The following is a 14,377-nucleotide window of genomic DNA, read 5'->3' on the forward strand; positions in this document are numbered from 1 at the left end:
AATTACAGCATATGCTGTTTTTTTATTAAACTTGTTAGTGTTTAATTTAATATAATAATTAATACTATGAAATTAAACTATATAGAATACAACGGTGATAAAGTTCCTCTTTATGTTGAAGATAATAAAAGCGATGTTACTTTTTTGTTTCTTCATGGACTAAATTCTAATTGAAAATATATGCAACCACTTCTTGAATATCAACACAACTATAATATAGTAGCAGTTAATTTTCCTGGTAGTAAGTTTTTCAAAGAAGTTAAACCTGAGGAAATTACACTTGAGTGATGAATTGAAATAACCAAAGAAATCTTGACACGTATTAAAACTAAAAATGTAATTGTGGTTGCTCACTCAATGTCAGGTGGTGTTGCAAGTACACTAGCAGACGATCCAAAAGTTAAGAAAATAATTATGATGTCAACTATTAATCCATATATGAAAGAGTCTTCTTCATATTCAGTGCTTCAATCAGTTATTGATCCACAAAGTAAATGAAGTTCATTCATTGGTAAACTTTTCTCAAAAATGGCAGCCAAATTTAAGAAAACTGAAAAGCTTATTGAATCATTTACACGTAAAGGATCATGATTCAATCTGCTTGATAAGTATGTTTTAAATGCTGATTACATGATTAAATTAGACCAACAGTACAAGGAAAATTGCGATAAGATGATTTTTTTAGTTGGCGAGAAAGATAAGATAATTGGTACTAAATATTTTAATGATTATGCAATAAGTCTTGAGGTTCCATTTTTGATTATGGGTATGGGTCATTCGCCAATTAAGGACGAACCACGAAGAATAGCTAAGTATTTTAATAGTTTAGAGCCATGTAAAAAAAGACATTTTTGACAAAAATTTATGGATATTAAAATGAATAAATTTTTGGAATTTGATGATGAGAAAACTAAGGAAGAGGAAATTCTTCTTGAACTTGAAGAAAACGTTGGTTAATAATTAGGAGAATATTATGGAATACAATCAATTTGAAATGGAATTAAGGAATGCACTAACCACAGGCAATGGAACTAAACTCTTATACAAAATAATTGATGCACCTTTTAGATTTTTTTCACCTTTGCAACCTTTTAATTTTAAAGTCAAACTAGAGCAGTCATTTTTAAGAAACCAAGAAAACACTTATGTAAAATACATTAAATTTTGCGCTGAATATTTAATTAGTCAGTATGGTTTTTCATTAGAAAAGAGTAACTTTAAATATACCTTGGAGCAAAAAGAAGGTCAAGAATTTCCAGAAGATATTAAGGTTAATGCCACAATGATATTTAAGCAAAGATTAAGCGACCGTGAAGAAGGAAATGAAGATATTTGCGTGGTTTATTTGAAGAAAAGAGACTTCTATGGAGCAAAAGAAGTATCAAAAATTCATGATAATATTATTAAGCAACTTTCAGTAATTAGACTTATTTATCCTAATAATAAAATTAAAGGAATCTTGTGATTTTTAGATAATGACTATAATAAAAACATTAACTTTTTTAATGAGTGTTATGATAAAGAAAACACATTTGGCTCACCTGGATTTAGAGCATATTATGGTGCAGAATTTTTTAAACTTTTCGACAAAGAAGAAGACTGATTAAATATTGAGTCTCATATTAGAAAATTTAAAAGTAACAACTATGATTATTTTTTAAAGATGCCTAACTTAGATCAAGATGAAGACGTTTTGAATGCAATGATTAATTTGAATGAACGTTCTTGACAAAAATTAATTTCGCCTGAAGAAGTTTACAAAGATATAAGGCAATATATCTTTGATGAAAGAAATGAAAATTCAAACTTATTTAAGGCTCTTAAATTAAGAGAAATTAAGCAAACATCAATTGATGATGATGAAGAAAAGCGAAGAATTATCGAACTACAAAATTCGACAACTGATGTGAACCCCAAAACTTGTACAAAAAAATTATAAAATATTTGATTATTTTTATCAAGCGGAATCCGCTTGATTTTATTTATTTCGCATTTTTGATCAAAAATGCGAAAAAGAATCATTAATATTATTTTCTTGGGTTGGCTTCTAGCCAACCAATTATTTTTTATTTAGTTTTTAAAATTAATTTTATTAATTATTTTTGTGGAAATGCGTTTTTCCAATTTATATAAAATTAATTTCTCAATTTGTTACATTGTTTGTGTTGCGAATTTATTTAAAAGATATGATTTAATCATAATTAATTTTCTTGACAATCTAGTTCATTTCTTTATATTGATCCATATTACATCTCTTCCAATATTCAGCGGGTGACATTTTTAATCTCAGAATTATTCTTTCATTATTGTAATAATCTATGTACTCATTAATTTTTTGTTCTAACTCATCAATCGATTTATATTCTTTTCCATAATATATTTCATTCTTTAATTGTGCAAAGAATGTTTCCATAATTGAATTGTCAAGACAATTGCCTTTTCGAGACATACTTTGGATAATACCTCTATCTTTTAGTTTTTTCTGATATTGTGGCATTTGATATGGTCATCCTTGATCTGAATGAAATATCAATCCTTCAAGGTTATCGAATTTTGCTAACGCCTCGTCCAACATATCTTCAACCATTTTGAAATTTGGACTTTTTGATAATTTTCTAACAATAATATAACCTGTATGCATATCGCGAATTGGTGAGAGATATGTTTTTTGTCTTTCACTTTAAATTCGGTAACATCTGTTGTTCATTTTTGATTTGGCTTTGAAGTTTTAAAATTTTGACCTAATTTGCCTGTTTTATAGCCTTTTTCTTCTTTCTCTTCTAATAAATGATTAGGTATTTTCTTATTAAGTTCACCCTTAAATGATTTGTATTTTTCTCTTGGTTGAATTCCTTTTAATCCAAGTTCATTCATAATTCTTTTAACCTTTTTATAGTTAATTTTTAACCTTTTTGTAGTTCAATAGTGATTCTTCTATACCCATATCTTCCTTTGTGTTTTTCGTAGATAGATATTATTTCTTGTTTAATTTCACTATCAACTTCTGTTTTATTTACTCTTTTCAGATAGTAATAATATGTTGAACTAGAAGTTCAAAAATAAGAAATCAACTCACTTAATTTATAAATATGCCTTAGCTGATTTACGATTTCAAATCTGTATTTATTGATTTCTTTTTGCTTTCACCTTTTCAGCTAAGGCTATCGATTTTTTAAAATATCATTTTCCATTCAAAGAATTCTAATTTGTTCTTCATAGATTTTGCATCTTTGTTCTGAATCAATATTCTTGTATTTTTCATTATTAGTTAATAATTCTCTTCTAAGTATTTTTTAATTCTTGACTTTTTCATAAGTCCATTATATCCTAATTCTTGGTATTTCATTACCCAAGATCTAATTGCACAATAACTAATTTTTTCTTGTATTGATATATCTTGTATTGTTTCACCATTAAGAACTCTCAAAACTATGAGATGCTTAAATTCAGGTGATTTATGAGTGGAATTTTTCTTGGTTCGAAACTTGTTTTACCAAACGCGTTGTATTTTTCGATAACATTAGTAACTGTACTTTCTGATAACCCAAACTTCAATGATATTTGACTTTTTATCATTCCTTTTTATAAAAATTAACAATTTTTTCTTAATACTTTTATCTAATTTCATATAAAAACCCCTAAAGTTCTTTTGTACAACTTTAGGGGTTCACTTCACAACTTAATATTAGTTTTTTTGCTAATTAGCCCATTTTATAGACAAAAAATAAAATCAAGCAAACCTGTGTTACTTGATTTTTGCATAATTATTCTTTGGTTATTTTGCTAATTCCACCCATATAAGGAACTAATTTTTTAGGTATAGTAATTGAGCCATCCTTGTTTTGATAATTTTCTAAAATAGCAGCTATTAATCTATCGATTGCAAGACCTGAACCATTCATTGTGTGAGCATAAACATTTTCACCGTCTTCGTTCTTGTATCTAATCATTGCCCTGCGTGCTTGAAAATCTCCCATATATGAAACAGAAGAAATTTCGCGATATTTAATTTCAGATGGTAATCAAACTTCAATGTCAATTGTTTTTCTACTTGCAAAACCTAAATCACCTGTACACAATAATAATTCTCTATAAGGTAATTCAAGTTCATCTAAAACTAGTTTTGCTTGTTCTAACATTTGATTAAATTCTGCTTCTCAATCTTTTTCGCTGACTATTTTTACCAACTCAACTTTTTTAAATTGGTGGTTTCTAATAATACCTTTGGTGTCTTTTCCGCTGCTTCCAGCTTCCGATCTAAAACATTCAGTAAAAGCTGTCATTCTAATTGGTTTTGATAAGTCAATTATTTCATTATTGTAATAATTAGTTAAAGGAACTTCGGCAGTAGGTATTAAATAATTTTTAGTATCTTCAAGAGCAAATAAATCTTCTTTAAATTTTGGTAATTGACCTGTACCAAATAAAATTTCAGGTTTTACTATAAAAGGAACCGAATACTCTTCGTAACCATTTTTAACATGCAAATCTAACATAAAATTCATAAGTGCTCTTGCTAATCTGGCACCTAAGCCTTTATAAATTACATAACGAGATCCAGACATTTTAACTGCTCGTTCAAGGTCAATAATGTTTAAGTTTGATGCAATTGTGTAGTGTGGTAGAACACCTGAAACAAGTCCGCGACCTAAATTGTCATGATTTTTTAAAACTTTGTTTTGTTTTTCATCTTTTCCAAGTGGTACATCATCAAGCGAAATGTTAGGGATTCTAATCAACATTTCATCAACCTTTTTTTCAATGTTTTTAGCTTCTTCTTCAAGTTTGACTTGTTCTTTTTTTATGATTGCAACTTGTTTTTGTAGTTCTGAGAGCTTAACTTTGTCATTTTTGTGTTTTGCAAATTCCTTGCTAAATTTTGTTAATTCAGCTTTTTTGCTTTGTGCTTCAAACATTAATTTTCCACGTTTGTTTGCTTCTTTTATGAGTTCATTAAAGGTTTTTAGGTCAAAATTTCTATTTTTTAATGCAACCTTAACTTTCTTTTCGTTTTCTAAAATATATTTTAAACTTAGCATTTTACCTTTCCGCTTATTTTATAGGCTTTTTAGTCAAAAATTAAGCTCTAAAAATTACTATCATTTTATTAAAATTATCTTAATAAAATGATACAACATTATTGGTTTTTTGATAATTTTTTTGCCAAAAATGGTTGTTTGTAAATTCTTTTGAAATTTAAATATTTAATATATAATTAAATCACATTTTATTAGTACTTAAATATTAATACATTTTGATAAAATGAATATATAACATTTAAAACAATTATCAAGGAGAAAATATGAGTTTAAGAACATACCAACCAAACAAAAGCAAACACATTAAAACTCATGGTTTTAGAGCTAGAATGGCAACAGCAAATGGTAGAAAAGTTTTAGCAGCTAGAAGAGCTAAGGGTAGAGCAAGACTTACAGTTTCAGATAGTAAATAATAATTTTAATTTGTAAAATGAAAAAAATTTATCGCCTTCAAAAAAGTTGAGAATTTGATTCTGTGATCAAATTTCAAAAGCAAGTTTTGAATAAGTATTTAATTATTTATTACAAACCTAGCGATAATTTTAAAATTGGTATAACTGTACCAAAAAAGTTTTGCAATGCAGTTTTAAGAAATTACTACAAGCGTCAATTAAAATCAATTATCCATTCTTTGGATTTATATGGCAAGAGAATTCACTTTGTCTTAATTCCAAGAAAAGATTTTTTTAATTTGAGTTTTGAAGAAAAATTCAATATAACAAAAAAATTATTTGAAAAGATTAAAGATGAAAAACAAAAATAGATCTGATAAATTCAATTATTTTTCAGATGCTGGTTCTGACAAAGAAAAAAGAAAAAGTCTCTGAAAAAAAATATGATACTGAACTAAAATAGTTTTATATACATTGCTATTCGGTTTAAGTATGACAGGTTGCATCCAAACAATGGTTATTAAAACATCATCATACTCGGGTGCAGGTACTGAATATTACACATCATATGATAAACTTAGTCCTAACGTTACAACACTAGAACCTGGTAAAAAAGATCCAAAAGTTGATAAAGATGAGAAAGCTTTAGAAACCGGTGAATTTAAAAAAATTGTTGTAAATGACTATGCAAACTACCACGTTAATTACAGAAACCATGCTGAATTACTTAAAAAATTAAGACAACAAGCTGGCGAAGATGTTTATGGCAAATATAATTCATATTCATCTTCAATTCAGTGATATTATGACATTCATGATGAAAACGGCAAACTAAAGAATGATTATGAAAAATTTGCTGTTGTAAAAGGTAATAATGATAAATATCTTTTCAACATGAGTGAGTCATCAATATATCAACCAATTTATACAACATATAAAGATATTAAATTTATTGATCCAAGATTTAATTTAATTTCATTGTACAATCTAATTGATCCAAAAGATGTTTCAAAAGGTTATGAACTTAAAGTTGCTAATCTTGAAAAAACATATACCGAATATGAAACAACTAAAAATAAACTAAAAGCAACTTTATTTTCGATTGCTACCCCTGACCAAATTAAATTGAAGAATAAATTAAATGGTAGAGACATTAGCAATATCGATCTCTCAAAACAACTTTATGCACGTGATGTTCTTGAATTTTTATACAACAAAACATTTGTTGAACAAGTTAATGGTAAAGATAACTATTTTGTAAGAAGGTTCAAGGATACTGCTGAAAATGGTGGATTTAGTTCATCTGATTATAATGACATATTTAAGAAAATTGTTGTTGATAAATCATTAACCAAACTTAATCAAAAACAATTTGACCTTCTTTTAGAATACTCAAGTATATTAGCTGAATACTTTAAGAATACCGGTTTTACAAACAAGTATGATGATACACAGTTTGAAGAGAGAAAACTTCATACTCCAAAGGATAATAAGACAAGCGAAAAAATCATTAAGGAAAATGCATTTCTTATACCTGACACCAAATTAGTCTATTCACATAGTGAACCATTTAAACCATTTGTTACATGGGGCGATTCATGAAGACATTGAGGTCCTTTCTTTGGTTTATTTGTTTATCCTATTTCTTGACTAACAGGTTCAATACGTGAAAAAATGCCTTCTTTATCTGGCTGAAGTACAATATTTGTTATTATTATTGCTGTTATAATAACTCGGCTATTTTCTCTTGCTATTACTTGAAAATCTCAAGTTAATCAATCTAAGCAAGAAGATATTAAAGCTAAGAAAGCTAAAATTGATGCTAAATATGCAGACTTCAAGGGCAATAAGCAAATGAAGATGAGGCATCAACAAGAAATTGCTGCTTTATATAAAAAGAATAATATAAACCCTCTTGATGCTTTCTTAAATGTTATTATTTCCTTCCCGATCTTTATTTCAATGTGAAGAGTTATCCAAAGCATACCGGAAATGAAGTCAACTGTTTGATTAGGTATGAGTTTTGCAGCAACAAGCTGGAAGAGATTGTTTGCTGGTGAATGAGTATATCTTGGAATCTTAGTGGTTGCTCTTGTTGTTCAATTCTTCTCACAATTCTTACCTAAATTACTAACACGTAAGAAATTTAAAGAAAGAACAACAATTGAAGAAGAAAAAGCACTTAAGAAAAGTAATAAAACGCAGAACATTGTTATGATTGTCTTCTTATTCATTACTTTGATGTTCTCTTGCGGTGTTCAAGTGTACTGAATTTTTAGTGGGCTTTGAAACATTATTCAAACAGTCGCAATTCATTACTTTAAAAAATCTGCTTACTATAGAAGAAAATATATTAATGCAGTCACTTAAAATAAATATAAAACCAGAGCAACTGGTTTTATTTTTTTAGTAGCTTTATGGAGTGTTAATGTTTTCACATTATTTAAAAAAATGGCTACTCTAATAATTTATAATTGATATATAAATCTTGGAGGGATAATGAAAAATAATAACTTAATAGAGAACAAACTAATTGCTTCAATGCGTGGTATTGCGCTTGATTCAATTAATAAAGCAAAAGGTGGCCACATAGGAATGGCTATTGGTGCAGCCAATATTACTTATTCACTTTTAGGTAAGGAATTAAAATTCTCAAAAACTGATCCAAAATGAATCAACCGCGATCGTTTTGTTTTATCGGCAGGTCATGGTTCAATGGCTTACTATTCAATAATGCATTTTTTAGGTTTACTTAGTAAAGAAGATATGCAGAATCACAAAACGCTACACTCAAAAACACCTTCACACCCAGAATTAGAATACACTTCTTTTGTTGATGCTTCAACAGGGCCACTAGGTCAAGGTGTAGCAATGGCAGTAGGTATGGCGCTTAGTCTAAAAAGCCTACAAAATAGATTTAATCGTAAAAAGTATGATCTAATTGATCATTACATCTATGCACTTCACGGTGATGGTTGCATTCAAGAAGGTGTTGCACTTGAAGCTATTCAATTTGCTGGTACAAATAAACTTGATAGACTTATTTTAATACATGACTACAATAATGCACAAATTGACACAAGAGCACAAGATGTAAACAATATTGACTTTGTTAAATATTTAGAAGCATGCAATTTTGCAACATTTATTGTCAAAGAAGATAAACCAGAACTAATTCTGGAAGCTATCAAAAAAGCAAAAGCATCTAAGAAACCATCATACATACAAGTTCATACAAAAATTGCAAAAAATACGAAATTCGAAGATAGTCCAAAAGGACATCATGGCCTATTAAAAGAAGAAGATACAATTGAATTTAAAAAGAAATGTGGCCTAGCTTCATATGCTCCATTTGAATATGACAGCGATGTTTATGACTATGGAAAAGAATTGTTAACTAAAAAAGAAGAAGCATACAAAGAATGAGTTAAATTATATGAAAAGTATAAGAAAGAATTTCCTAACGAAGCAGATGAATTAGAAGGTTTGTACAACAACAAAGAAAAATATGATTTTAGCGACATAACATTTAGTGAAACTAATGTAGCAACTAGAAATTATTTTGCTCCAATAATGCAAAAAATTGACCAACAATATAAAAACATTGTTGGTGGTTCAGCAGATTTAACATCTGCAACAAAGGTTGGTTTTTCTAAAAATATTGTTGATGGTGGCAAAAATATTCATTATGGAATTAGAGAATTTGCAATGGTTGCTATTAACAATGGTATCTACTTGCATTCACATTTAAGAACCATTGATTCAACATTTTTATCTTTTGCTGACTATGAAAAGGGTGCACTAAGATTAGGTTCAATTATGAAAATTCCAAGTGTTCACGTCTTTACACACGACAGTTATCAAGTTGGTGGCGATGGACCTACACACCAACCTGTAGAGCAATTAAGTATGCTTAGATCTATTCCAAATCTCAAGGTTATTAGACCTATGGATGAAAGTGAAGTTAAAGTAGCTTTCAATTATGCACTAAATCAAAGTGAATATCAAGTTGCTATTATTGGTTGTCGCCAAAACGTTAAATCATATAACTTACATAAAGAAAATCAATTAATGCCAGCCTATGTTATTAAAGCAGCAAAAAACCATGATATTAGTATTCTTGCTTCTGGTAGTGAAGTTGATTTAGCTGAGAAAGTTGCTAATAAACTTGTTGGTGCCGGAGTTAAAGCGCAAGTTATTTCAGTTCCACTATTGCAAGATTTAATTAATGATGAAAAGTTAATTAAATCGCTTAATCTTGATAAGAAACCTATGTTTGTAATTGAGGCATCAAATGATACACTTTGATATAAATTAAGTAAATACAACAAAATTGATGCAATGTTAGCTGATGGATATGGTTATTCAGCAGACGGTTTCGAAGTATATAAAATTAAAGGATTTAGTTTAGAAAACGCCCAAAAGAGAATATTAGAATTTCTTAAATAATGAACAAAACGGTCTTATAATAAGGCTGTTTTTTAATTCAAGATTTATCTTCTAAAGCATGGTTCTTTAATTCAAATTGAATTAAAAATTTACTAAAATGCTGTTTTATAGGCATTTTAGTAAATTTGATTATCAGGTAACAGTTGCCCTATAGAGAGCAGGAAAGAATTTAGACATTATTTTTTTGCCATAGATTACTTCCATAATTCATTCTCTTGGAATATCGTTTTTTTGGATTTCATTTTCAAATGTCAGATGTTCTAATTTAACTTTTATTTCAATGAATTTCGATACAGCATTAACTTCATTAAGTTTAATAGCATCTAATTCGAGATTAATTTTTGAAATATAAGCTGTTTTCTTAATATCAATTTCATAATTTGTTTTATTGACTCTATTTCATCTCTCAATAGCATGATCAGAGACGATAATGTCAAAATTTTCAATTGCTAAATCTCTTATTTCTCTAAAGAACTTAGCATAAATATCGTGCTTATATCATCTCTTAATTTGGTTTAACTCATCTTTTGACATTTTCTTACTTCCGCATGGATTGTACTCCAAGGCATATTCTTCAAGTTTACTTGAAGACAATTGATTAAAATCAGGAATATAAACACCTGACACCAAATTTATTTTAGCAACCTCACTTGGTTTAAATGTTTCTAAAATAATTTGATAATCACAGTTATCCAAGCTCAATGTTTCTTCATTTAATATAACATCAAAGTAAATAAATGCACCATATTGTTTTTCTAATTCAATCTTTCGGGCTACTATTTCATTAAATTTTTCTTTTAATACTTTCTTGCCACATTGAGCAATTAGTTTACTTTTTGAAATTGGTTCATCGTGTTTCAATTGTTCATCTTGAATTAATTCAACTCAATCATCTTGTGGATATTTCTTGTCAATTATTGTCATGCTTGATTTAATTAATGTCATCTTCTATTCTCCTCTTGGATAAAATTCATATTTATATTTAATATAGCACAGAATTAGTTAATTTCGTACAAATTTAAATAATTACAAAGTTAAATAAAAACACGATAAGTTGAATAAAAAATTCGTGTTTTTATTATTTTATTCTTCAACAGGCTTGTAATTTTTGAATTGATCAATTCTTTCATCATTATAGAAACTAGTTCAATTAAGGTATTCAATGCCACCTTCAAGATAACCACCCTTTTTGCCATACGAGTGCTTGAGTGAATCATATTTATGAAAAGTTAATCAATCAATGTAATCGTAATTGAATTCATTGTTAAAACTATCCTTAAATGAAATATTACTTATGAATGAAGCTCAAATTTTATTATATGGTTTATATTCACGCAATATCTTATGATAATTTTTTCCTAATTTTTGTTCATGAAAATCTCAACCTACAAAAAAATTTGATGTAAACAAACCAGATGTTGAAATAATGTGTCCTGTCTTTCACTTAATCGGCATTAAATCAACAAGATTATTATTTAATATACTTTTTGCTACATCAGTTGCTTCAGCATCAGAAATTTTAATTGTATCGATATACACTTCAAAACCATTTTCAGTAGGGTGTAACTTATAACCTTTAAAATATTCGTGAGCCATAACTTCTATTGTTCTTGTTGTTCCAGCTTTTTGTCAATTACCAAGTAGGAAATTACTTGTTGTTGAATATTTAGAATCATTTCCTGAATATTGGTTTGAATTTTGAATTAACATAATATTTGCAAAAACAATTTTAGAAATGGTTTCAACTAACTTATTCATAAGTTGATCGTAAATCGTTTTTGTTACAATTGTGCTTTTTTGTATCAATATGTCCAATATATTATTGGTTGTCTTTTTTTCAAACAATAACAGTTTTAAAAATATATCCAATGTATAATAAAGCTTATCACTCTTAATTTCCTCAATTGTTTTCTGTTCATCCTTACCAAAATTATATGTATTAAAAATATTATTAAATCTTGATTGTATTCACATTTTATCTTCAAAGTCTTGATAATAACCTTGCTCAATATAATCAACCAAACGATCATTATAGTCAACACCATAGAATTGAAACCCAAAGAAAATCTTATCAAGTCCATATTTCTTATAAAGTTCAAGATTCTCTTTTCCATAAGGTTTCAATTTATTTGCGTTTGATTCCTGTTTTAAAGCATCACTCATTGCTTTTGTTTTATTCAAATATTGAGGGTCAGCACTAGATAAAATCTTAACTGTTGTATATTCAAATTTTTTTGCTTCATTGTTTCAATTGTATTTAGGTACATCAAAATTGTACATCTTGTTATATCCAAATTGATTAACAATTATGTTGTAGAAATTTTTTACGAAACTAACAAGTAAATCCTTTTGACCATTAACAAATTTTTCAACATCATCATTATTTGGTAATTCTAATCAATTAATAGTATCCGCTTCCAGTTTCTTATATAAATTATTAACTAATTCATCTATAAACCCTTGTTGCTGGTCAATAAATTGTTTTGCACTTTCTCTTGCATATTGAATATCGAGATGTGAATAATTACTATCAAATTCTGATTGCACCGCTTTTTTATTTACAATGTATTTTTCGTAACCTTTAAACACACCAATTCATGCGTTCATATAATTTTCTTTTTTAACTTTTTCACTTGAACTGATTTTTGATTTAAAATCATTCTTATTATTAACTTCTAGATAATCCTTTTTTGCTTTTAATAATAACGTATTTTTAGATGTTATATTTTTCTCACTAACTATTTCATTTACATTTGAAATTCTTATTAAATTATCCATATTGTTCTTAACAGTATCTAAGAATTTCATGTATTCAGTTTTTAATTTTGAGAGTTCTATAACATTGGTATTGATCTGTTCAATATAATTAAATATATTAGTAAATGATGTTTTAACAATATCAATATTATTGGTATCCCATTTGTCAATTTCTTTTGATGTTATATTGTTGCTATTTGTGTCAATTATTTTCTTATGTTCAATCGATTCTTCTAATTCAAGTAATGGTTTAAAGTCTGTAATTTCAGTTGAAATTTTACATGCTGAAATAAGTCTATCAGCATTTGATACAACTGAGTTTTTAATAATATTGTTATTATTTAGATCAACAGTTATTAATTGTCCAATATTTACTAAACAATCTAATATATCCTTTAAATCTATTTTATTAGAACTGATATTTAATTTATTTATGGATGTCAAAATCTTATCAACTTCAATAAGTTGACTACTTAAGAGTGAATATGTGAAACCAAATTGATTAAAATCAATTAATTGATTTTGTTTTGTAGTATACGAATCTTTGAATGCTAAAAGCCTTGATTTGGCATAGTTGTAATGTATAAGACTTTCGTTTCTTAGTTTATTAATTTTTTCTTTTGTAGTTGCTAATTCAGTTAAGGTTTTAGTTCTGTTCTCAATGGCATTTTCATTTATTTTTCCATCTTGTTCAAAATAATTATTTATTGATTTTTTTATAGTTTCAATCTCAGTTAAATCCAATTTTGTTGTATTTGCTACTTTTTTCAAATTTTCACTGTTTAATATTTGATTGATTTGTTGATCATTCAAAGTATTTTTTATATTTATACTACTTAAAATTGTATCTTTTCAAAGTTTGTTATCTACATTCATTAAATTTAAACCTGCTTCAACCAATGATCCAGTGAGTTTTTTATTGTTTTGAACACCTGGATCAATTTTTGATTTGTCATAATTTTCAATAGCTTTTTTAAGGTTGTTGAATCTTGAAACTTTATTTGAAATTGAATTAATAATTGTATTATTACTGTTCCTTAGTGATTCAAGTTCTTTTGCTTTCTTTTCAACTTCATCAACAATTTTAATAAACAAATCCGATTCTTCTTGTTCTAAAATTTCTTTATTTTTTAATTCAACTTCTGGAATTGTTTTATTAATTAAATCATATGCATTTTTATTTTTGGTTGCTCTAAGATATGATGTATTTCCAAAGTGGTGACCAATGCGATATTTTTTGTGTTCATCCAAAATTTTTTGAATTTCGATACTTAGTTTATTATTCTTGTCAATTTGGTTGTTATATACATTAAGAATATTATTTAGTTGCGACTTGATTTCATCCATTAAATTAAATGAACTAATAGTTTTGTTAATTCTATCTCTTGAATCCCTTAGTTTAAGTGATGAACCATTAAAATTTTTAATTTGGTCTTCTAATCATTTTTTATTATTTCGATAGTTAGTTTTGTCAACAGATAATGCAACAATTGCCCCTAACGAAATAGTTCCTACTATTCCACCCGCAATGCCTGCCGAAATTGAAATAATTTTTTTATCTCTCTTTTTCATTTAAATCCCCCAAAAGCTTAAATATACCAAAGCATTTAATCTATTATTTAATTATATTAAATAATAGTGGTGAGTTACTTTGTCAAGCGGGTTTCACTTGGAACAAGACCCAACAAAAAATAATTATTTTTTTTTTTTTTTTTTTTTTTGTAAAGCACTTTTTTACAG

Annotated in this window: 14 protein-coding genes; 7 read left to right on the forward strand and 7 right to left on the reverse strand. The window is 27.3% G+C overall.

Annotated elements, in window-relative coordinates; translation table 4 throughout:
- Positions 1 to 66: 66 nt before the first annotated feature.
- A complete protein-coding gene (locus NPA07_RS00845) occupies positions 67 to 957 on the forward strand; it encodes an alpha/beta hydrolase (RefSeq protein WP_256553232.1) in 891 nt (296 codons plus the stop codon).
- Between the two features lie 16 nt (positions 958 to 973).
- Positions 974 to 1,939: an HpyAIV family type II restriction enzyme gene (locus NPA07_RS00850; RefSeq protein WP_126118077.1), complete on the forward strand. Its 966-nt coding sequence runs from the start codon at positions 974 to 976 to the stop codon at positions 1,937 to 1,939.
- Between the two features lie 279 nt (positions 1,940 to 2,218).
- Here the strand turns inward: NPA07_RS00850 and NPA07_RS00855 are convergent, their stop codons facing one another.
- The 4 genes from NPA07_RS00855 to NPA07_RS00870 all read right to left on the reverse strand — a co-directional run bounded on the left by NPA07_RS00855 (position 2,219) and on the right by NPA07_RS00870 (position 3,427).
- Entirely contained in the window at positions 2,219 to 2,641 is a 423-nt protein-coding gene (locus NPA07_RS00855; protein WP_334303157.1) for an IS3 family transposase, read from the reverse strand.
- Complete coding sequence (locus tag NPA07_RS00860; protein WP_256553182.1) at positions 2,557 to 2,874, reverse strand: hypothetical protein; 318 nt, start codon at positions 2,872 to 2,874, stop codon at positions 2,557 to 2,559. Before NPA07_RS00860 ends, NPA07_RS00855 begins: the two co-directional genes overlap by 85 nt.
- 29 nt (positions 2,875 to 2,903) lie before the next feature.
- Positions 2,904 to 3,071, reverse strand: coding sequence for an IS3 family transposase (locus tag NPA07_RS00865; RefSeq protein ID WP_256553183.1), 168 nt, complete (start codon positions 3,069 to 3,071; stop codon positions 2,904 to 2,906).
- 197 nt (positions 3,072 to 3,268) lie between these two features.
- Entirely contained in the window at positions 3,269 to 3,427 is a 159-nt protein-coding gene (locus NPA07_RS00870) for a helix-turn-helix domain-containing protein (protein ID WP_256553106.1), read from the reverse strand.
- Between the two features lie 30 nt (positions 3,428 to 3,457).
- Here NPA07_RS00870 and NPA07_RS00875 point away from each other — a divergent pair, with 30 nt between their 5' ends.
- Complete coding sequence (locus tag NPA07_RS00875) at positions 3,458 to 3,595, forward strand: hypothetical protein (protein WP_256553107.1); 138 nt, start codon at positions 3,458 to 3,460, stop codon at positions 3,593 to 3,595.
- A 169-nt stretch (positions 3,596 to 3,764) separates the two neighbouring features.
- Here the strand turns inward: NPA07_RS00875 and serS are convergent, their stop codons facing one another.
- Positions 3,765 to 5,039 carry a serine--tRNA ligase gene (gene serS / locus NPA07_RS00880; protein WP_256553233.1) on the reverse strand — a complete coding sequence of 425 codons (1,275 nt, stop codon included), beginning with the start codon at positions 5,037 to 5,039 and terminating at the stop codon, positions 3,765 to 3,767.
- Between the two features lie 263 nt (positions 5,040 to 5,302).
- Between serS and rpmH the strand changes: the two genes are divergently transcribed.
- The 4 genes from rpmH (at position 5,303) to NPA07_RS00900 (ending at position 9,880) form a co-directional block, all read left to right on the forward strand.
- A complete protein-coding gene (gene rpmH, locus NPA07_RS00885) occupies positions 5,303 to 5,452 on the forward strand; it encodes a 50S ribosomal protein L34 (protein WP_126118074.1) in 150 nt (49 codons plus the stop codon).
- Between the two features lie 17 nt (positions 5,453 to 5,469).
- Positions 5,470 to 5,802: a ribonuclease P protein component gene (gene rnpA / locus NPA07_RS00890; protein WP_126118073.1), complete on the forward strand. Its 333-nt coding sequence runs from the start codon at positions 5,470 to 5,472 to the stop codon at positions 5,800 to 5,802.
- On the forward strand, positions 5,771 to 7,801 hold the full coding sequence (gene yidC / locus NPA07_RS00895) for a membrane protein insertase YidC (protein ID WP_256553234.1): 2,031 nt from the start codon (positions 5,771 to 5,773) through the stop codon (positions 7,799 to 7,801). The genes rnpA and yidC overlap by 32 nt, the downstream gene beginning before the upstream one ends.
- 129 nt (positions 7,802 to 7,930) lie before the next feature.
- The gene (locus NPA07_RS00900; RefSeq protein WP_126118072.1) at positions 7,931 to 9,880 is read left to right on the forward strand and encodes a transketolase-like TK C-terminal-containing protein; all 1,950 of its coding nucleotides are present in this window, start codon (positions 7,931 to 7,933) and stop codon (positions 9,878 to 9,880) included.
- Positions 9,881 to 10,009: 129 nt separating this feature from the next.
- Here the strand turns inward: NPA07_RS00900 and NPA07_RS00905 are convergent, their stop codons facing one another.
- Positions 10,010 to 10,825: a hypothetical protein gene (locus NPA07_RS00905; RefSeq protein WP_126118071.1), complete on the reverse strand. Its 816-nt coding sequence runs from the start codon at positions 10,823 to 10,825 to the stop codon at positions 10,010 to 10,012.
- A 138-nt stretch (positions 10,826 to 10,963) separates the two neighbouring features.
- A complete protein-coding gene (locus NPA07_RS00910; protein WP_256553235.1) occupies positions 10,964 to 14,209 on the reverse strand; it encodes a transcriptional regulator in 3,246 nt (1,081 codons plus the stop codon).
- Positions 14,210 to 14,377 lie beyond the last annotated feature (168 nt).

This window comes from Mycoplasmopsis caviae (assembly GCF_024498215.1).
Taxonomy (GTDB): domain Bacteria; phylum Bacillota_I; class Bacilli_A; order Mycoplasmatales; family Metamycoplasmataceae; genus Mycoplasmopsis; species Mycoplasmopsis caviae.